The 18,158-nt window shown below is 68.5% G+C and carries 18 protein-coding genes; 17 read left to right on the forward strand and 1 reads right to left on the reverse strand.

Annotated elements, in window-relative coordinates:
- The first annotated feature begins 2 nt into the window (after window positions 1–2).
- Genes cobT through ISN75_RS03825 form a run of 3 tightly spaced genes read left to right on the forward strand, consistent with a single transcriptional unit; the run spans window position 3 to window position 2,316 of the window.
- Window positions 3–1,052, forward strand: a complete 1,050-nt coding sequence (gene cobT, locus ISN75_RS03815; RefSeq protein ID WP_343819577.1) for a nicotinate-nucleotide--dimethylbenzimidazole phosphoribosyltransferase — start codon at window positions 3–5, stop codon at window positions 1,050–1,052.
- Window positions 1,049–1,600, forward strand: coding sequence for a histidine phosphatase family protein (locus ISN75_RS03820; protein ID WP_167252395.1), 552 nt, complete (start codon window positions 1,049–1,051; stop codon window positions 1,598–1,600). Before cobT ends, ISN75_RS03820 begins: the two co-directional genes overlap by 4 nt.
- On the forward strand, window positions 1,597–2,316 hold the full coding sequence (locus tag ISN75_RS03825; protein WP_167252394.1) for an adenosylcobinamide-GDP ribazoletransferase: 720 nt from the start codon (window positions 1,597–1,599) through the stop codon (window positions 2,314–2,316). Before ISN75_RS03820 ends, ISN75_RS03825 begins: the two co-directional genes overlap by 4 nt.
- Window positions 2,317–2,413: 97 nt before the next feature.
- On the opposite strand, the gene ISN75_RS03830 is transcribed toward ISN75_RS03825, so the two are convergent.
- Window positions 2,414–4,837, reverse strand: coding sequence for a TonB-dependent receptor (locus ISN75_RS03830; protein WP_343819361.1), 2,424 nt, complete (start codon window positions 4,835–4,837; stop codon window positions 2,414–2,416).
- A 250-nt stretch (window positions 4,838–5,087) separates the two neighbouring features.
- On the opposite strand from ISN75_RS03830, the gene ISN75_RS03835 reads away from it, so the two are divergent.
- The 14 genes from ISN75_RS03835 to tolB all read left to right on the forward strand — a co-directional run bounded on the left by ISN75_RS03835 (window position 5,088) and on the right by tolB (window position 17,976).
- Window positions 5,088–5,375, forward strand: coding sequence for a zinc ribbon domain-containing protein (locus ISN75_RS03835; RefSeq protein ID WP_343819360.1), 288 nt, complete (start codon window positions 5,088–5,090; stop codon window positions 5,373–5,375).
- A 111-nt stretch (window positions 5,376–5,486) separates the two neighbouring features.
- A complete protein-coding gene (locus ISN75_RS03840; RefSeq protein WP_167252391.1) occupies window positions 5,487–6,038 on the forward strand; it encodes a DUF3011 domain-containing protein in 552 nt (183 codons plus the stop codon).
- A gap of 134 nt (window positions 6,039–6,172) precedes the next feature.
- The gene (aspS, locus tag ISN75_RS03845) at window positions 6,173–7,942 is read left to right on the forward strand and encodes an aspartate--tRNA ligase (RefSeq protein ID WP_343819359.1); all 1,770 of its coding nucleotides are present in this window, start codon (window positions 6,173–6,175) and stop codon (window positions 7,940–7,942) included.
- Between the two features lie 120 nt (window positions 7,943–8,062).
- Complete coding sequence (locus ISN75_RS03850; protein ID WP_343819358.1) at window positions 8,063–8,719, forward strand: alpha/beta hydrolase; 657 nt, start codon at window positions 8,063–8,065, stop codon at window positions 8,717–8,719.
- 124 nt (window positions 8,720–8,843) lie between these two features.
- Window positions 8,844–9,584, forward strand: coding sequence for a YebC/PmpR family DNA-binding transcriptional regulator (locus tag ISN75_RS03855; RefSeq protein WP_167252388.1), 741 nt, complete (start codon window positions 8,844–8,846; stop codon window positions 9,582–9,584).
- 48 nt (window positions 9,585–9,632) lie between these two features.
- Window positions 9,633–10,151: a crossover junction endodeoxyribonuclease RuvC gene (gene ruvC / locus ISN75_RS03860; protein ID WP_167252387.1), complete on the forward strand. Its 519-nt coding sequence runs from the start codon at window positions 9,633–9,635 to the stop codon at window positions 10,149–10,151.
- On the forward strand, window positions 10,148–10,744 hold the full coding sequence (gene ruvA / locus ISN75_RS03865; protein WP_167252386.1) for a Holliday junction branch migration protein RuvA: 597 nt from the start codon (window positions 10,148–10,150) through the stop codon (window positions 10,742–10,744). Before ruvC ends, ruvA begins: the two co-directional genes overlap by 4 nt.
- Before the next feature lie 4 nt (window positions 10,745–10,748).
- Window positions 10,749–12,650, forward strand: coding sequence for a potassium transporter Kup (locus tag ISN75_RS03870; RefSeq protein ID WP_343819357.1), 1,902 nt, complete (start codon window positions 10,749–10,751; stop codon window positions 12,648–12,650).
- Window positions 12,651–12,811: 161 nt separating this feature from the next.
- On the forward strand, window positions 12,812–13,858 hold the full coding sequence (ruvB, locus tag ISN75_RS03875) for a Holliday junction branch migration DNA helicase RuvB (protein ID WP_167252384.1): 1,047 nt from the start codon (window positions 12,812–12,814) through the stop codon (window positions 13,856–13,858).
- Window positions 13,851–14,285 carry a tol-pal system-associated acyl-CoA thioesterase gene (gene ybgC / locus ISN75_RS03880; RefSeq protein ID WP_167252383.1) on the forward strand — a complete coding sequence of 145 codons (435 nt, stop codon included), beginning with the start codon at window positions 13,851–13,853 and terminating at the stop codon, window positions 14,283–14,285. Before ruvB ends, ybgC begins: the two co-directional genes overlap by 8 nt.
- A 24-nt stretch (window positions 14,286–14,309) precedes the next feature.
- On the forward strand, window positions 14,310–14,999 hold the full coding sequence (gene tolQ / locus ISN75_RS03885) for a protein TolQ (protein WP_167252382.1): 690 nt from the start codon (window positions 14,310–14,312) through the stop codon (window positions 14,997–14,999).
- 280 nt (window positions 15,000–15,279) lie between these two features.
- On the forward strand, window positions 15,280–15,726 hold the full coding sequence (gene tolR, locus ISN75_RS03890; RefSeq protein ID WP_167252381.1) for a protein TolR: 447 nt from the start codon (window positions 15,280–15,282) through the stop codon (window positions 15,724–15,726).
- Window positions 15,713–16,651: a cell envelope integrity protein TolA gene (locus tag ISN75_RS03895; protein WP_167252380.1), complete on the forward strand. Its 939-nt coding sequence runs from the start codon at window positions 15,713–15,715 to the stop codon at window positions 16,649–16,651. The genes tolR and ISN75_RS03895 overlap by 14 nt, the downstream gene beginning before the upstream one ends.
- Window positions 16,652–16,659: 8 nt before the next feature.
- The gene (gene tolB, locus ISN75_RS03900) at window positions 16,660–17,976 is read left to right on the forward strand and encodes a Tol-Pal system beta propeller repeat protein TolB (protein WP_167252379.1); all 1,317 of its coding nucleotides are present in this window, start codon (window positions 16,660–16,662) and stop codon (window positions 17,974–17,976) included.
- Window positions 17,977–18,158 lie beyond the last annotated feature (182 nt).

Here is an 18,158-nt window from a genome sequence, read left to right on the forward strand (position 1 = left end):
CCATGGAAACTCTCGATTGGCTGGACCTGCCTTGCCGCGCGCCCGATGCGGTGGCGGCCGTGGCCGCGCTGGAACGACAGGCGCAACTGACCAAGCCGCCGGGTTCGCTGGGCGCGCTGGAAAACGCGGCGGTGCAGCTGGCGGCCTTGCAGGGCGCGGTGAAGCCGTCGCTGGAAAAAGTGTGGATCAGCGTGTTCGCGGCGGACCACGGCGTGGCGGAGGAAGGCGTGTCGGCCTTCCCGCAGGCGGTGACCGGCGCGATGGTGGCGAACTTCGCGCAGGGCGGCGCGGCGATCAGCGTGCTGGCGCGCGAGCTGGGCGCTTCGCTGGAAGTGGTGAACCTGGGCACGGTCAACGATGTGGGCGAGCTGCCCGGCGTGCGGCGCGCGTGGATTGCCGCGCAGACGGCGAACTTTGCGCGGGGCGAGGCGATGTCGACCGCGCAGCTCGCGCTGGCTTTGCAGGCAGGTGCGCAGAGCGTGCGGCTCGCCGATGAAGCGGGCGCCCAGCTGTTTATCGGCGGCGAGATGGGCATCGGCAACACCACCGCTGCCACGGCGCTGGCTTGCGCCTTGCTCGGCGAAGCGCCCGATGCGCTGGCCGGTGCGGGGACGGGACTCGATGAAGCCGGTGTCGCGCGCAAGGCCGCGGCGGTGCAGCGGGCGCTCGCCTTGCATGGTGAAGCGGCTGCGCCGATCGCCTGGCTGCGTTGCGTCGGCGGCTTCGAGCTGGCCGCGCTGGCAGGTGCCTACATAGCCGCCGCCCAGCGCGGCATGCCGGTGCTGGTGGACGGCTTTATCACCAGCGCCGCGGCCTTGGTGGCGGCGCGCCTGCAGCCGGCCTGCCGTCCCTGGATGCTGTTCTCGCACCGCTCGCAGGAACGCGGCCATGCACGCCTGCTCGAAGCTCTGGAGGCCGAACCGCTGCTCGACCTGCAGCTGCGCCTGGGCGAAGCCAGCGGCGCCGCGGTAGCGGTGCCGCTGCTGCGGCTGGCCTGCGCGTTGCATGCGGACATGGCGACGTTTGCCGAGGCGGGAGTGGCGCAGGCATGAGCATCGACCTGCTGCGCCATGGCGATACCGGGCAGCGCAGCTATCGCGGCCAGCTCGACGATCCGCTGAGCGAGCTGGGCTGGGCGCAGCTGCGCGCGGCGGTGGCGCAGCGCGCATGGGCCATGGTCGTTTCCTCGCCGCTGCGGCGCTGCGCGGATTTCGCGCGCGAACTGGCGGCGGCGCGCGAGTTGCCGCTGCGCATCGATCCGCGCCTGGCCGAATATCACTTCGGCGCCTGGCAGGGCGTGCCGATCGAGACGCTGGCGGAAACGCAGGGCGAGGCGCTGGCCAAGTTCTGGGCCGACCCGGTGGCGCATCCGCCGCCGCAGGCGGAGACGTTCGCGCAGTTCCATGCGCGGCTTGGCGCGGCGCTGGACGATGTCGCCGCCGAAGCGCACGGACGCGACGTGCTGGTGGTGACGCACGGCGGCGCGATCCGCCTGTTGCGTTGTCGCGCGGAAGGGCGCGATTTCGGCGAGATGGCGAATATCGACGTGCCGCATGCTTCGCTGCACCGCTTGCCGTGGCGCGTGGAGGCGGACGCGTGATGCGCGGCCTGCTGGTGGCCATCGGTTTTCTCACGCGCATTCCGGTGCCGCACGCCGTGTTCGGCGATGCGGACGCGCGCGTGCGTTCGCTGCCCTGGTATCCGCTGGTGGGCGTGCTGATCGGCGCCTTGCTTTACCTGCTGGCGTGGGCGATCCATGGCTGGCCGCCGCTGCTGTCGGCCGCGGTGATCCTGGCGGCATGGGTGGCCTTGACCGGTGCGCTGCATCTGGACGGCCTGGCCGACAGCGCGGACGCGTGGGTGGGCGGCATCGGCGACCGCGCGCGCACGCTGGCGATCATGAAGGATCCGAATTGCGGTCCGATGGGCGTGGTCGCGCTGGTGCTGACCTTGCTGCTGAAGTTCGCCGCACTGGCGAGCGCGCCGGCGTGGCCGGGCCTGCTGCTTGCGCCGCTGCTGGCGCGCGCCGCGCTGGTGGCGGCGTTCCTGTTCGTGCCTTATGTGCGCGCGGGCGGCCTGGGCGAGGGGCTGGCCGGTTCGTCGCGCGCGATCGACCTAGTCGTTTTGATGCTGGTGGCCGCGGGATGCGCTTGCGCCGGACGTCGCGGCATCGCCTCGCTGCTCGTCGCCATCGCGCTGTTCGCGCTGTGGCGCCGCGCCTGCCTGCGGCGCCTGGGCGGCATGACCGGCGACACCTGCGGCGCCCTGGCGGAACTGACCGAAGCCGCGGTGCTGCTCGCCGCGGCAACGGCCTAGGTTGGGGTGAGCCGCAGGCGAACCCCAACATGGCCAACCTCAGACGCCTCGCATGGTTGGGGTTTGCCTGCGGCTCACCCCAACCTGCAAGAGCGGGTTACCAGCGGTAGGCGAGCTTCCCGTACACATACGCACCGTTGAAGCCGAACGGCGAGAACACCGAGTAGGGCAGGGTGCCGTTGTTGTCGTTGGCGGGGATCACCCGGTCCGGATAGGTGTTGAACACGTTGTCCGCGCCCAGGGTGAAGGTCCAGCGGTCGAGGTTGTAGTTGACCGCCAGGTCGAGCAGCCACTTGCTGTCGAACTTCTGGTCCAGCGTGGCGGTGGTGGAGTTGTAGGAAATAAAGCTGCCGTAGCGGGTCAGCGCGCCGCTCAGGCTCCAGCGGTCCACGCTGTACAGGCCGCTGAGAATCAGCTTGCTGCGCGGCGTGGTGTCGGCCAGCAGGCCGTACTGGTCGCGGCGGTCGATGCGCTTGAGGTTGAGGCCCAGCGCGTTGAGCGCGGCGGGATTGGCCTTGAGGTCGGTGACCTTGTTCTTGTTGTAGTTGTAGCTGAGCGTGGCCTGCAGGGTGCCGGCGTTGCCGAAGTCGAACAGATAGCTGCCGACCAGGTCCACGCCGCGCGTGCGCGTGTTCACCGCATTGGTGAAGTAGGCGATGCCGCTGTAGTTGAGATCGGTGACGCCGTTGGCCACCAGGTAGTTGTGCACCGTGGCCGAGCTGGTGGCCAGGTTGCTGGACAGCACGATGCGGTTGTCGATCTTGATCTGGTACACGTCGATGCTGAGGTTCAGCGGATCGATCGGATTCCACACCGCACCCACGGTGAGGTTGCGCGACTTCTCCGGCTTCAGCGGCTCGCCGCCCAGCAGGGTGGCCACCTTGCTGGTGGCCGGCACGATGCCGGTGTTGTAGATGCCCTGCGGCAGGCCCAGCGAATTGCCGGCGCCGAAGAACAGCGAGGACACGTACGAGTAGTTCTGCTGCGCCAGCGACGGCGCGCGGAAGCCGGTGGAGGCGCTGCCGCGCAGGGCGAAGCGGTCGGTGAAGTCGTAGCGCAGCGCCAGCGCGCCGGAAGTGGTGTTGCCGAAATCGCTGTAGTGCTCGTGGCGTCCGGCCAGCGAGGCGCCGAGCTTGTCGGTGAGGTTGGTTTCCAGGCTGACGTATTCGGCCACGTCGTGGCGCGCATGCGAACCGGCATTGGCCGGCTGGAAGCCGCCGAAACCCTGCGCGCCGCCGGATGTGCCCGAGGTGCCGGTGTAGTACGAGGCCAGATCGCCGGCGTCGATCTTGTAGGTCTGGCGCAGGTATTCGGCGCCGAAGGCGAGCGTCACCGGATTGGGCAGCCAGCCGGTGGAGAACTCCTTGGCCAGGTCCACGTCGAAGGCCTGCTGCGAGGCCGACAGGATGCCGTCGTGGAAGCTGGTGGGGCTGCTGCCGAAGTCGTGCAGGAAGGCGCGGTTCACGCTGTTGTTGGTGGCGTACGACACGCGGTTGCCGCCGTAGTTGGCGCTGACGTCCCAGCGCCAGCCGCCGGCGGTCTTGCCGCGCACGCCCAGCACCAGGGACTGGTCGAGCGAGTCGGCGTTCTCCAGCGGCAGGTAGCCGTTCGGGTAAAGCGACGGCACCGAGTTGCTGTTGGCCAGGTTGCGGAAGAATGCCGGCGAGGTGCTGTCGCGCTTGCCGATGTGGCCGAAGGTGTAAAGCTCCGCCGATTCGCCGAGCTTGTACTGGCCGTTGAGGAACAGGTTGTGGTCGCCCACTTCCGGATCGCCGTAGCGCTGGGTGGTGCCTTCCCAGGCGCGGGTGCGGTTGGGGCCGGCGCGGTTGCTGTAGTCCTGGTGGCCGTCCTGCAGGGTGAAGCGCAGCCAGCCCTGGTCGTGGTTCAGCGGCAGGCCGAAGCTGGCCGAGCCTTTCCATTGCCGGCCGTCGCCCGCCGAATACTGGCCGCCGCTCAGTTCCACCGCGCCGCCGTCGGCGCCGCCCTTGAGCACGATATTGATCACGCCGGCGATGGCGTCGGAGCCGTACTGCGCGGAAGCACCGTCGCGCAGCACTTCGATATGGTCGATCGCCGCCATCGGGATGGTGTTGAGGTCCACCGCCTGCGAGCCGCGGCCGAGCACGCCGTTGGTCAGCAGGATGGCGCCGGGATGCCAGCGCTTGCCGTTCACCAGCACCAGCACCTGGTCGGGCGACAGGCCGCGCAGCTGCGCGGGGCGCTGCGAATCGGCGGTATCGGCGGCGGCGGGGCGCGGGAAGGTGAGCGAGGGGATGATGCGCGACAGCGCGGTGGAGAGCTCGGTAGTGCCGGTCTGCTGCAGCACCTTGGCCGAGACCACGTCGATCGGCGTGAGCGAGCTGCTTTCGGTGCGGTTGTCGACGCGCGTGCCGGTGACGATCACCGTGCTGAGGTTTTTGGCCTTGTCGGTGCTGGCCGCGGGCGCGGCGTCCTGCGCGGCGGCGCTGGCGGACAGGGCCAGCAGCAGGGCGGACGCGAGCGTGCTGTATCGCTGATGCATCTGAGTTCCCTTCTTCGATATGGTTTGTTGCGACGCGTCAATGCAGGCTAGACCCCGCGTCGGCGCTTCGTCAATAGCCGTCTAGACGTCCATACCATCCGCATGTCCCGTTGGCGCGGGCGGCGGAAAGAGGCCGTCGCCTCCCCCTTGGGGCCAGCATGCACGCCCGCGCCGGACATTGAAATCCTGCCATTCGTCTCGATAATGACGGCCTGCCGGCGTCCGCGCCGGCCCGGAATACGGAGCCACCATGCCTATCTATGAATTCGAATGCGGCGGCTGCGGCCATCGTTTCGACCGCCTGCAGAAGATGTCCGACGCCGACCCCAGCGCCTGCCCGCAGTGCGCGGCGGATGGCACCGTCCACCGCCGCCTGAGCGCGCCCCAATTCCGCCTGGCCGGCGGCGGCTGGTACGAGACCGACTTCAAGAAGGACGGCGACAAGAAGCGCAATCTGGCCGGGGACAATGCCGCGGCTGCCCCGGCGGCGGCGGCGCCCGCCCCCGCACCCGCGCCGGCCCCCGCCAGCAGCGACTGAACCGCCGCCGCCTGCCTCGAAATTTCCGGCGATCGGATCGCAAAATATTCAAGTGCGGTTGCCCTGCCTGCGGTAGCTTGGCGCCACCTTCAACACCGGGTGGACATCAAGATGAGCGCGATCGGCAAGGGGATGTGGGCGGCCGTGGTACTGGCCGCGGGAATGGCTTCCATGGCGGCGCCGACCGCGCATGCCCAGTGGGACCAGGGTTCGATCGGCTGTTCCAGCAACGACGGGCGTTTCACCCGCTGCCGCACGCCGTGGCCGGCCTCGCAGCTGGCCCGGCAGCTGTCGGATACCCGCTGCGTCTATGGCCAGACCTGGGGCAACGACCGCGGCAGCGTGTGGGTCGACCGCGGCTGCCGCGCCATCTTCGAACCGGCGCGCGGCGGTGGCTGGGGCGGCGGCTGGGGTGGCGACCGTCCCGGCTGGGGCGACGACCGCCCGGGCTGGGGCGACGATTCCGCCCAGGTGCGCTGCGACAGCAACGGTGGCCGCCGCCAGTACTGCCCGGTGGATCTGGGGCGCGGCGGCCGGGTCCGCCTGGTGCGCCGCCTGTCCGACTCGCCTTGCCGCGAAGGCGATACCTGGGGCTGGGATCGCCGCGGCGTGTGGGTGGACGACGGCTGCCGCGGCATCTTCCAGATCGATCGCCGCTGGTAAGTCCGCATGATCGAGGGCCGGGCTTCGCGCGAGCGGGGCCCGGCCCTTTCCTTTGGGCGCGCGGCCGGCCCTGCTACCATTCCCGGTCTTTTCCACGTCTCACGCCGCCCCGGGCGGCCCGGAGTTCCAAGCGCATGCGCACGCATTACTGCGGCCTCATCGACGAGGCCCTGGTCGGCCAGACCGTCACCCTGTGCGGCTGGGTCAACACCATCCGCCTGCAGAGCCACGTCGCCTTCGTCGACCTGCGCGACCACGAGGGCATCGCCCAGGTGGTGGTGGACAAGGACAATGCCGATGCGTTCGCGGTGGCCGGTCAGATCGGCTACGAGTACTGCCTGCGCGTGACCGGCACCATCCGCAAGCGCCTGGCGGCCAACGACAAGCTCAAGACCGGCACGGTCGAGCTGCTGGCCCATAAGGTGGAGATCCTCAACGCCGCGAAGGACCTGCCGTTCGCGCTGCACGAGAATCCCAACGAGGACATGCGGATGACCTACCGCTACCTCGACCTGCGCCGCCCCGAGATGCAGCGCATGATGCGCACCCGCATCAAGCTGGTGCAGGCGCTGCGCCGCTATCTGGATGCGCGCGGCTTCCAGGACATCGAGACGCCGATCCTGACCAAGGCCACGCCGGAAGGCGCGCGCGACTACCTGGTGCCCAGCCGCGTGCATGCGGGCCAGTTCTACGCGCTGCCGCAGTCGCCGCAGCTGTTCAAGCAGATCCTGATGATGGCCGGCTTCGACCGCTACTATCAGATCGCCCGCTGCTTCCGCGACGAAGACCTGCGCGCCGACCGCCAGCCGGAATTCACCCAGCTCGACCTGGAATTCGCCTTCGTCGAAGAAAAGGACGTGCAGGACTTCGTGGAGGAGCTGATCCGCCACGTGTTCAAGGAAGTGCAGGGCGTGGAACTGGACGCTGCCTTCCCGCGCATGACCTGGGCCGAAGCCATGCGCCGCTTCGGTTCGGACAAGCCGGACCTGCGCATCGCGCTGGAACTGGCCGACGTCGCCGACGCGCTCAAGCACGTGGAATTCAAGGTCTTCGCCGAACCGGCCAACGACCCGGCCGGCCGCGTCGCCGCGCTGCGCCTGCCGGAAGGCGCGGGCCTGAGCCGCAAGGAGATCGACCAGCTCACCGAATACGTGGCCCGGTACGGCGCCAAGGGCCTGGCCTGGCTGAAGGTGGACGACCTGGCCAAGGGCCGCGACGGCATCAATTCGCCGGTGGCGAAGTTCCTCGACGACGCCGCGCTCGATGCATTGCTCAAGGCCACCGGCGCGCAGAGCGGCGACATCGTGTTCGTCGGCGCCGGCAAGTGGAAGACCGTCACCGACTTCATGGGCGCGCTGCGCCTGAAGCTCGGCAAGGACCGCGGCCTGGTGGAAAACGCCTGGAAGCCGCTGTGGGTCACCGACTTCCCGATGTTCGAGTACGACGAGGAAGCACAGCGCTTCGTCGCGCTCCACCATCCCTTCACCGCGCCGAAGGTCGACGACATCGCCGACCTGCGCGCCAACGCGGCGAATGCGGTGAGCCGCGGCTACGACATGGTGCTGAACGGCGCCGAGATCGGCGGCGGCTCCATCCGTATCCATCGCCCGGACATGCAGAGCGCGGTGTTCGAGCTGCTCGGCATCGGCGCGGACGAGGCGGAAGCGAAGTTCGGCTTCCTGCTCAAGGCGCTGAAGTTCGGCGCGCCGCCGCACGGCGGCCTGGCCTTCGGCATCGACCGCATCGCGGCGCTGATGGCGGGCACCGAGTCGATCCGCGACGTGATCGCCTTCCCCAAGACCACCAGCGCGCAGGACCTGATGACCGACGCGCCTTCGCTGGTGCCGGACGCGCAGCTCAAGGAGCTGCACGTGAAGGTGGCGGCGGAGCCGGCGAACGGCTGAGCGCTTTCGCGGTCCCATGCTTTGATGTGTGATGACCGTGATGTGTGATGGGCGGGTCAGCGCCTCAGGGCTGATCCGTTCTATCGTTGCCTGGCTTTTTGCGGACCCGCGCTGTCGCCGATGACCGATCACGTAATCCTGCTGCACGGCCTGTGGATGCGCGGCTTCGCGCTGCTGATGCTGCATCGCCGCCTGATGGAAGCGGGTTTTCGCGTGCATCGCTTCGACTACATGAGCGTGGCGGCGACGCAGGAACAGACCATCGGTCGCCTGCATGCGCGCATGCGCGAGGCGGCGCCGGAAGGCGGTGCGGTGCACCTGGTCGGCCACAGCCTGGGCGGCCTGCTGGCGCTGCGCGCCTGCCTGGACGATCGCGGCCTGCCGGAAGGGCGCATCGTCTGCCTCGGTTCCCCGCTCAAGGGCAGTGCGGCGGCGCGTGCGTTCGCCAACCTGGGCGGGCGCGGCGGGGGTGCCCTGCTGGGGCATAACCGTGCCCTGCTGGAAGACGGTTTCGACCAGTGGACCGGCGCGCGCGAAGTGGGCGTGATCGCCGGCCGCAGTCCGTTCGGCCTGGGCCACGTGCTGGGCCAGTTCGACGGCGAGCACGACGGCAGCGTGGCGGTGGAGGAAACGCGCCTGCCCGGCATCGCCGACCACTGCGTGGTGGAAGCCAACCATACGGGCCTGCTGTTTTCGGTGGAAACCGGACGCCTGATCGCCGGTTTCCTGCGCCAGGGCCATTTCGGCCGCGTCCCGGCGGATCGCGAGCAGGCCTGAGAAGCCGCGCCACGGCGCGCTTTGCGCGGTATCGCCGGGGGCACGGAAGTGGCCGCCTTGCCAGCGCGCCATGCGGAAGGGATAAAATTCGCCACTTTCCGCCCGCATCATCCAGGAACACGTCATGGGTAGAGGCCCGTCCATCGAAGGTCGCAAGAACGCCGAAGACGCCAAGCGCGCCAAGGTGTTCACCAAGCTGATCCGCGAAATCACCATCGCCACGCGCGGCGGCGCGCCCGACCCGGCGGCCAATCCGCGCCTGCGCGCGGCGGTCGACAAGGCGCTGGCGGCGAACATGACCAAGGACACCATCGAGCGCGCGATCAAGCGCGGCTCCGGTGCCGAAGGCGGCGCGGACATGCACGAGGTGCGCTACGAGGGCTATGGCCCCGCCGGCACCGCGCTGATCGTCGACTGCGTCACCGACAACCAGACCCGCACCGTGGCCGACGTGCGTGCCGCGCTCAACAAGAACGGCGGCAACATGGGCACCACCAACTCGGTGGCGTTCCAGTTCACCCGCGTGGGCCAGGTGGTGGTGCACACCGGCGGCGACGCCGCGCTGGAAGCGAAGCTGGAAGAATCGGCGATCGAGAACAACGCCGAGGACATCGTGATCGAGAACGGCGTGGGCTACGTGCTGCTGGCCGCCGATCCGATCGCCGTCGAAGCCATGCGCAAGGCGCTGGCCGGCGCGGGTTTCGAGGTGGACAGCTCCGACGTGGTGATGCGTCCGAACGGCCCGCTGGTCACTCCATCCGGCGAAGCGCTGGAGCAGTTCGAGAAGCTGCTGGAGCGCTTGAACGGCCTGGACGACGTCGACGAGGTCTATCACAACGCCGTGCTGCCGGCCGGGGATGCGTAAGGTCCGCTACGGACTTTACGCATTCACGCGATCCGTAACGCCGCGGTCATGACACGCATCATCGGCATCGACCCCGGCAGCCAGCGCACCGGCGTGGGCATCATCGACGTGGACGGCGGCGGCAAGCTCTCGCACGTATTCCATGGCGCGCTGGCGGTGGCCGGCGAAGCCAGTTTTCCGCTGCGCCTGAAACGCATCTTTGACGAGCTGTGTGACATCATCGGCGAGCATCGTCCGGAGGAGTGCGGCATCGAACGCGTGTTCATGGCGCGCAACGCCGATTCGGCGCTGAAGCTTGGGCAGGCGAGGGGTGCCGCGATCTGCGCGGTGGTCAGCCGGGGAATCGCGGTGCACGAATATGCGGCGACGGAAGTGAAGCAGTCGGTGGTCGGCAGCGGCCGTGGCGACAAGACCCAGGTGCAACACATGATCGGCGTATTGCTCGGCCTCAAGGGCCCCTTGCAGGCGGATGCCGCGGATGCGCTGGCCATCGCCGTCACCCACGCGCACACCCGCGCCAGCCTCGCCCGCGTCGGCATTCCGCGCACCGCCTGGAGGCGCCGATGATCGGCCGCCTGCGCGGGGTGCTGGTGTCCAAGCAGCCGCCGTGGCTGCTGGTGGAAGTCGGCGGCGTCGGCTACGAGCTGGAAGCGCCGATGTCCACCATCTACGACCTGCCGCCCACCGGCAAGGAAGTGACCCTGCTCACCCACTACGCGGTGAAGGAGGACAGCGTCGCGCTGTACGGTTTCCTGCACGAGGCCGAGCGGGCGCTGTTCCGCAATCTGCAGAAGGTCAGCGGGATCGGCGCGAAGATCGCGCTGTCCGTGCTGTCCGGCGTTTCCACCAACGACTTCGCGCGCCTGGTGCAGGCCGGCGACGTGGTGGCGCTGACCAAGATCCCCGGCATCGGCAAGAAGACCGCCGAGCGCATGGTGGTGGAGCTGCGCGACCGCGTGGACGGCCTGGCGGTGAGCCTGCCCGGCACCGCCGGCAAGGGCGCGGCGCCGCTGGATCCCGCCGGCGAGGCCACCGTGGCCTTGCAGCAGCTCGGCTACAAACCCGCCGAAGTCACGCGGCTGGTGCAGAAGGTCGCCGCCGACGGCGACAACGCCGAAGCCATCATCCGCAAGGCGCTGCGCGCCGCATTAGGAGCTTGAGCCCGTGAGCCAGGACAACCTTCACGGCGTCGATGCCGACACCAAGCGGCGCCTCGCCGCCCTCGCGCTGGGCGCGATCGGCGTGGTGTACGGCGACATCGGCACCAGCCCGCTGTACACGCTGCAGACCACGCTCAGCCACGACGGCATGAAGCCCACGCCGGAGAGCATCTTCGGCGTGCTGTCGCTGATCTTCTGGGCGCAGATCATCGTGGTCTCGCTGAAGTACGTGGTCTTCATCATGCGCGCGGACAACAAGGGCGAAGGCGGCATCATGGCCCTGCTCGCGCTGGCCCTGCGCAGCTCGCGCGGCGATGCGCGCATGCGCTGGATCCTGGCCATCCTGGGCATCTTCGGCGCGGCGCTGTTCTACGGCGACGGCGTGATCACCCCGGCGATCTCGGTGCTGTCGGCGGTCGAGGGTATGAAGGTGGCCGTGCCGGACCTGCCGCACTGGGTGGTGCCGGTGACCTCGGTGGTGATCCTGTTCTTCCTGTTCGCGCTGCAGCGCCACGGCACCGAGCGCGTGGGCAAGCTGTTCGGGCCGGTGATGGTGATCTGGTTCATCGTGATCGCCGGGCTGGGCGTGCAGATGATCGCGCTCAATCCGCATGTGCTGCTGGCGCTGAACCCGATGTACGGCGTGAAGTTCTTCATGAGCCACGGCTTGCAGGCCTTCATCGCCCTGGGCGGCGTGGTGCTGGCGCTGACCGGCGCCGAGGCGCTGTACGCCGACATGGGCCATTTCGGCAAGAAGCCGATCCGCATGGCCTGGTTCGGCTTCGTGCTGCCGGCCCTGGTGCTGAACTACTTCGGCCAGGGCGCGCTGCTGCTCAACCATCCGGAAGCCATCGACAACCCGTTCTTCAAGCTGGTGCCCAAGGTCATGCTGTATCCGATGATCGGCCTGGCCACCATCGCCACCGTCATCGCCTCGCAGGCGGTGATCTCCGGCGCGTTCTCGATGACCCGCGAGGCGATGTCGCTGGGTTATTCGATGCGCATGCCGATCGTGCACACCTCGCGCGAGATGTCCGGCCAGATCTTCGTGCCCTGGGTGAACACCTTCCTGCTGGTGATGGTGCTGATCGCGGTGCTGGGCTTCCGCAGCTCGGAGAACCTGAGCGCCGCCTACGGCATCGCCGTGACCGGCACCATGACGGTGACCACCATCCTGGCCCTGGTGGTGGCGCGCTATCAGTGGCACTGGAGCCGGCTGACGGTGATCCTGGCCGGCGTGCTGCTGCTCACCATCGACCTGTCGTTCCTGAGCGCCAACGTGATCAAGATCGAGTACGGCGGCTGGTTCCCGCTGGTGCTGGGCGTGGCGGTGTTCGTGGTGATGACCACCTGGCGCCGCGGCCGCGAGCTGGTGGTGCGCGAGATCAAGCAGTCGGGCCTGGCGCTGGAGCCCTTCATCGAGAACGTGGGCGAGCATCCGCCGCTGCGCGTGCCGGGCACCGCGGTGTTCCTCACCGCCAACCAGCACGCGGTGCCGCATGCGCTGCTGCACAACCTCAAGCACAACAAGGTGCTGCACGAGCGCAACGTGCTGCTGACGGTGGAAATGCTGGAAACGCCGGTGGCCGAGTACGACGAGCGCGTGCAGCTCACCCCGCTGGGCGGCAACTTCTACGGCCTGGGGCTGCGCTTCGGCTTCGCCGAGGACCCGAACATCCCGCAGGCGCTGCTGCGCTGCTCCAAGGTGGGCCTGCCGTTCGACATGATGGACACCACCTTCTTCCTGTCGCGCGAAACCATCATCGCCGACGAGCGCCGCCCCGGCATGGCGCTGTGGCGCGACAAGCTGTTCGCCTTCATGGCGCGCAACGCGCTGCCGGCCACGGCCTTCTTCCAGATCCCGGGCAACCGGCTGATCGAGCTGGGCGCGCAGGTCGAGATCTGAGCCCCGTCTCGGCGTAGGTTGGGGTGAGCCGCAGGCGAACCCCAACGGACCTCGCCCGATGGCCGTTCTGTTGGGGTTCGCTGCGCTCACCCCAACCTACGTCCGGTAGAATGCCCGGCGAATCGCGCTTGCCGCCTGTTCCCGGACCTATTCCCACCCCCATGGCCGATCACCGCATCATCACGTCCGCCGCCCAGCTGGACGACGAGGCCCTGGAGGCTTCGATCCGCCCCAAGCGGCTGGCGGAATACCTCGGCCAGCAGGCGGTGCGCGAACAGCTTTCCATCTATATCGAAGCGGCGCGCAAGCGCGGCGGCGCGCTGGACCACGTGCTGATCTTCGGGCCGCCGGGCCTGGGCAAGACCACCTTGTCGCACGTGATTGCCAACGAGCTGGGCGTCAACGTGCGCTCCACCTCCGGCCCGGTGCTGGAGCGCGCCGGCGACCTGGCCGCGCTGCTGACCAACCTGGAACCGCACGACGTGCTGTTCGTCGACGAGATCCATCGCCTGTCCCCCGTGGTGGAGGAAGTGCTGTATCCGGCGATGGAAGACTTCCAGATCGACATCATGATCGGCGAAGGCCCCGCGGCCCGCTCGATCAAGCTGGACCTGCCCCCGTTCACCCTGATCGGCGCCACCACCCGCGCCGGCCTGCTCACCGCGCCGCTGCGCGACCGCTTCGGCATCGTGCAGCGGCTGGAGTTCTATTCGCCGGACGAGCTCACCGCGATCGTGCGCCGCTCGGCGCGCATCATGGGCATTCCCTGTGAGCTGGAAGGCGCGCAGGAAATCGCGCGCCGCTCGCGCGGTACCCCGCGCATCGCCAACCGCCTGCTGCGCCGCGTGCGCGACTATGCCGAAGTGCGCGCGGGCGGCCAGATCACCTGCGCCGCGGCCCAGGCCGCGATGGACATGCTCAAGGTGGACGCCGAGGGCTTCGACGAACTGGACCGGCGCCTGCTGGCCACCATCGTCGAGAACTTCGACGGCGGCCCGGTCGGGGTGGAGTCCCTGGCCGCCGCGCTCAGCGAGGACCGCGGCACCCTGGAGGACGTGGTCGAGCCGTATCTGATCCAGCAGGGCTTCCTGGTGCGCACCGCGCGCGGCCGCATGGCCAGCGCCAAGGCCTGGCGCCACCTGGGCCTGACCCCGCCGCCGCGCCAGCCGCAGGCCGCCGACCTGTTCACGGGCGATACCGATGTCTGACGCCGCGCCGGCCTTCGACCCGGGCAGCTTCCGCTGGCCGGTCCGCGTCTATTGGGAAGACACCGACGCCGGCGGCGTGGTGTACCACGCCAGCTACCTGCGCTTCCTGGAGCGCGCCCGCACCGAATGGCTGCGCGGGCAGGGCGTGGACCAGTCGGCGGTGCGGGCGGCCACCGGACTGGCCTTCCTGGTGCGCGACCTGCACATCGAGTTCCTCAAGGCCGCCGTGCTGGACGATGAACTGAGCGTAACGGTCGAAGTCAAAGAACGGCGCGCTGCCAGTATCCTGTTCGGCCAGACGATCAGCCGGGCAGATGGCACCACGCTGATCCGCGCGCAGGTGCGCGTGGCATGCGTGGACCTGGAACGCATGCGCCCGGCCCAGATCCCCGCCGGCCTGATCCCCGGCCTACCCCCAATCAAGTAACCCGCGGCGGAGAACGCTCAAGCAATGAACGGTGGATTGAACATTTTCAAGCTCGTCGCGGAAGCGAGCATCCTGGTGCAGGCCGTGATGCTGGTGCTGCTGGTGTTCTCCTTCCTGTCGTGGGTGATCATCATCCGCAAGCACCAGCAGCTGAAGTCCGCGATGGACGAGGCGGAGAGCTTCGAGGAGCGCTTCTGGTCCGGCGCCGACCTGGCCCAGCTGTTCCGCGAGGTGAGCGGGCGCGGCGCCGGCAACAACGGCGGCCTGGAGACGGTGTTCGAGTCGGGCTTCCGCGAATTCGCCCGCCAGCGCCAGCGCCGCACCCACGACCTGCGCATCGTCATCGAGGGCACCGAGCGCGCCATGCGCGTGGCCGGCACCCGCGAGATCGGCCGCCTGGAACGCAACCTGGAGTTCCTCGCCAACGTCGGTTCGATCAGTCCCTACGTCGGCCTGTTCGGCACCGTCATCGGCATCATGGGCGCGTTCCAGGGCCTGGGCGAGATGAAGGACGTGACCATCGCCGTGGTCGCGCCGCACATCTCCGAGGCGCTGATCGCCACCGCCATGGGCCTGTTCGCCGCCATTCCGGCGGTGTGGGCCTACAACCGCTACGCCAACAAGGTCGATCGGGTGGCGTCGCGCTACGAGGTGTTCCAGGAGGAGTTCTCCTCCGTCCTGCAGCGCCAGATCCAGACCGACGACGCGGCCTGAGCTGAGAGCCTCATGGTCTTCCCGTACCCCGCGTTGCCGTTGAGTGGCTGTCAGGTGGTAGTGCGCGGCGCCGGCCTGGCTGGCTGCCAGGCCAAGCCGCGCGCTGCCGCATGGCGGCCACTCAACGGCAACCCTTCGCGCCGGGTCGGTTTGCCCGCATGGCGGCGTCATCGCTCAGTCGTGTACGGACGTACACTCCTTCACTCTTCCTTGCCCTGCGCGCAAACCGATCCCGGCGCGGGGCACGGGAAGACCATGAACAGGCTCTAAGGGCTTCCTCATGCGTAGTTCCGCGCGCCACAAGCGCTTCAAGCTCAAGTCCGAGATCAACGTCGTGCCGTACATCGACGTGATGCTCGTGCTGCTGATCATCTTCATGGTGACCGCGCCGATGATGAATCTCGGCGTGGACATCCAGCTGCCGCAGACCCAGGCCAAGTCGCTGCAGGACAAGAAGGACCCGGTGGTGGTCTCGGTCGACGAGAGCGGCCAGATCTATCTCAGCTCGCAGGGCTCCAAGCGCGAGCCGGTCAGCGCCGAGGAGTTCAAGGCCAAGATCACCGCGTTCCAGAAGGAAAACCCCGACCTGCAGGTGCTGGTGGCCGGCGACGAGCGGGCCAATTACGGCAAGGTCTATCTGATCCTGCCGGTGCTGCAGGAAGCGGGCGTGTCGAAGATCGGCCTGATGAGCCAGCCCGAGTCGAGCGGGAAGCATGGACGACCGTAAAGGCACGCCCAAGGCGGTCGTTCTTTCCGCCATCCTGCATCTGGGCCTGGTGGGCTTTCTGGCCCTCGCCATCGTGCCCTGCTCGTTCTACGAAGAAGTGTTCGAGACCCTGCATCTGCCGCCCAGCCTCAACCTGCTGGCCTGCCCGAAGCCGATCGCGCTGCCGGGCCAGATCATCGAAGCCACCCTGATCGGCCCCACCGGCGCGCCGCCGCCGAAGGCCACCAAGGCCAAGCCGATCCCGGACACCACGCCGCCGCCGCCCACGGTGACGCCGCCGACTCCGCCGCAGGAAGCCCCGGTGGTGAAGACCTTGCCGCCGCCGCCCGAGCGTCCGGACATCAAGGACCAGGAAAAAGTGGTGGCCGACGCCCTGCAGAAGGCAGAGGACGCCAAGCGCGAACAGGAAGAGCGCCAGCGCCAGCGGCAGGCCGAGCTGGACGCCCAGGCGGCCAAGCAGAAGGAAGAAAAGAAGAAGCTGGACGACCTGTTCGCCCAGATGGACAAGGCCGACCAGGCGCGCCAGAAGCTGGAAAACAAGGCTAAGCAGGCCAAGCAGCAGCTGGAAGACATCAAGGACGCCAAGGACAACGGCCAGGCCGACCTGCCTCGCGCCGACCAGCGCCAGACCGGCCAGAACGGCCCGGACAACAGCCTGCTGGCCCAGTATCAAGCCGCGATTCAGAACGCCGTCACTCAGAATTGGCTCCGCCCGGATAACATGCCGAACGCTCCGTGCGTCGTGCACATCGTGCAATTGCCCGGCGGCGACGTGATGAGTGCCAAAGTCGATGCCTCCTGTCCTTACGACGAGGCCGGCAAGCGCTCCATCGAGAACGCCGTCCTTCGCGCCCAGCCCCTGCCTTACAAGGGGTTCGAGAGCGTGTTCAAACGCAATATCGACTTCACTTTCAGGCCGCAGTGACCAAGCCCATGCGCAAATTGAGCTCAGCTTTCGCCATCGTCCTGCTGGCCTTGTCCGGTCTCTTCGCCGGCCAGGCCGCAGCCCAGTCGCTCAACGTCGACATCGTCGGTGGCCTCAAGACCGCCACGCCGATCGCGGTGGTGCCGTTCGCCCAGGCCGGCGGCGCGCCGCTGCCCACCGACGTGGCCGACGTGATCCGCAACGATTTCAACCGCTCGGGCAAGTTCCGCTCGCTGGCCAAGAGCGAGATCGTGGAGACGCCGTCCAAGGGCGCGGACATCAAGTTCCCGACCTGGCGCCTGCTCAAGCAGGACTTCCTCACCATCGGCCGCATCAGCGACGCCGGCGGCGGCATGCTGCGCGTCGAGTACGAGCTGTGGGACGTCAACAAGCAGCAGAGCCTGCTGGCCCAGGCCTTCACCGCCCCGGCCGGCGACCTGCGCGGCGTGGCCCACCAGATCGCCGACCAGATCTACGAAAAGATCACCGGCGTGCGCGGCGCGTTCTGGACCCGCATCGCGTACATCACCGCGGTGGGCCTGGGCAACAACACCACGTACTCGCTGATCGTGGCCGATTCGGACGGCTTCAACCCGCAGGTGGTGGCGCGCTCGCGCGAGTCGCTGCTGTCGCCGCACTGGTCGCCGGACGGCAAGAAGATCGCCTACGTCTCGTTCGAAAGCGGCAACTCGGCCATCTACGTGCAGGACATCACCACCGGCCAGCGCCAGCTGGTCTCGGCTCGTCCGCGCGGCATCAACAGCGCCCCGGCCTGGTCGCCGGACGGCACCAAGCTGGCGGTGTCCCTGTCCTATTCGGGCAACCCCGAGATCTACGTGATGGACGTGGCCAGCCGCCAGGAGACCCGCCTGACCAAGAGCCTGGCCATCAATACCGAGCCGGTGTGGTCGCCGGACGGCCAGAGCATCTACTTCACCTCGGACCGCTCGGGCCGCCCGCAGATCTACCAGATGCCGGCTTCCGGCGGCGGCGCCAACCGCATCAGCTTCCAGGGCCAGAACAACCTGAGCGCCGACGTCAGCTACGACGGCAAGCAGGTCGCCATGGTGCAGGGCAACGGGAACGTGTATCGTATTGCGGTCATGGACCGCAGTCTGGGTGGGCAGGTGCGTCCGCTCTCGCCGGGCCCGATCGATGAGTCCCCGAGCTTCGCGCCCAACGCCAGCATGCTGCTGTATGCCGCTACCGAAGGACGGCGCGGCGTGCTTTATGCCGTTTCGGCGGATGGTCAGGTTCGCCAGCGCCTCGTGCTTGCCGATGGCGACGTGCGCGAACCGTCCTGGGGTCCGTACCGGCAGCGTTGAATGAGCGGCCGCGCGCCTCGAGGCGCAGCGGCCCGCAAGATCAGGGGCGGTGGTGGGGCAAAGATCCTGCTGCCGGCCCGGTCGCCCTTCGGGCCCTGGGCCTGGCGGGTGGCCGGCGCAGCGGCCAGCCGCGGCGCCGGTACCAAGGTGTCACAATAACAGCCGGTCCACCGGCGATCACT

It is taken from the genome of Dyella marensis (assembly GCF_049532885.1).
Lineage (GTDB): Bacteria > Pseudomonadota > Gammaproteobacteria > Xanthomonadales > Rhodanobacteraceae > Dyella_D > Dyella_D marensis.

What these genes read in the sequence shown, in the direction of transcription:
- cobT (WP_343819577.1), top strand. Translation starts at nt 3, where the DNA reads ATGGAAACTCTCGATTGGCTGGACCTGCCTTGCCGCGCGCCCGATGCG.
- ISN75_RS03820 (WP_167252395.1), top strand. Translation starts at nt 1,049, where the DNA reads ATGAGCATCGACCTGCTGCGCCATGGCGATACCGGGCAGCGCAGCTAT.
- ISN75_RS03830 (WP_343819361.1), bottom strand. Translation starts at nt 4,837, where the DNA reads ATGCATCAGCGATACAGCACGCTCGCGTCCGCCCTGCTGCTGGCCCTG.
- ISN75_RS03835 (WP_343819360.1), top strand. Translation starts at nt 5,088, where the DNA reads ATGCCTATCTATGAATTCGAATGCGGCGGCTGCGGCCATCGTTTCGAC.
- ISN75_RS03840 (WP_167252391.1), top strand. Translation starts at nt 5,487, where the DNA reads ATGAGCGCGATCGGCAAGGGGATGTGGGCGGCCGTGGTACTGGCCGCG.
- aspS (WP_343819359.1), top strand. Translation starts at nt 6,173, where the DNA reads ATGCGCACGCATTACTGCGGCCTCATCGACGAGGCCCTGGTCGGCCAG.
- ISN75_RS03850 (WP_343819358.1), top strand. Translation starts at nt 8,063, where the DNA reads ATGACCGATCACGTAATCCTGCTGCACGGCCTGTGGATGCGCGGCTTC.
- ISN75_RS03855 (WP_167252388.1), top strand. Translation starts at nt 8,844, where the DNA reads ATGGGTAGAGGCCCGTCCATCGAAGGTCGCAAGAACGCCGAAGACGCC.
- ruvC (WP_167252387.1), top strand. Translation starts at nt 9,633, where the DNA reads ATGACACGCATCATCGGCATCGACCCCGGCAGCCAGCGCACCGGCGTG.
- ruvA (WP_167252386.1), top strand. Translation starts at nt 10,148, where the DNA reads ATGATCGGCCGCCTGCGCGGGGTGCTGGTGTCCAAGCAGCCGCCGTGG.
- ruvB (WP_167252384.1), top strand. Translation starts at nt 12,812, where the DNA reads ATGGCCGATCACCGCATCATCACGTCCGCCGCCCAGCTGGACGACGAG.
- ybgC (WP_167252383.1), top strand. Translation starts at nt 13,851, where the DNA reads ATGTCTGACGCCGCGCCGGCCTTCGACCCGGGCAGCTTCCGCTGGCCG.
- tolQ (WP_167252382.1), top strand. Translation starts at nt 14,310, where the DNA reads ATGAACGGTGGATTGAACATTTTCAAGCTCGTCGCGGAAGCGAGCATC.
- tolR (WP_167252381.1), top strand. Translation starts at nt 15,280, where the DNA reads ATGCGTAGTTCCGCGCGCCACAAGCGCTTCAAGCTCAAGTCCGAGATC.
- ISN75_RS03895 (WP_167252380.1), top strand. Translation starts at nt 15,713, where the DNA reads ATGGACGACCGTAAAGGCACGCCCAAGGCGGTCGTTCTTTCCGCCATC.
- tolB (WP_167252379.1), top strand. Translation starts at nt 16,660, where the DNA reads ATGCGCAAATTGAGCTCAGCTTTCGCCATCGTCCTGCTGGCCTTGTCC.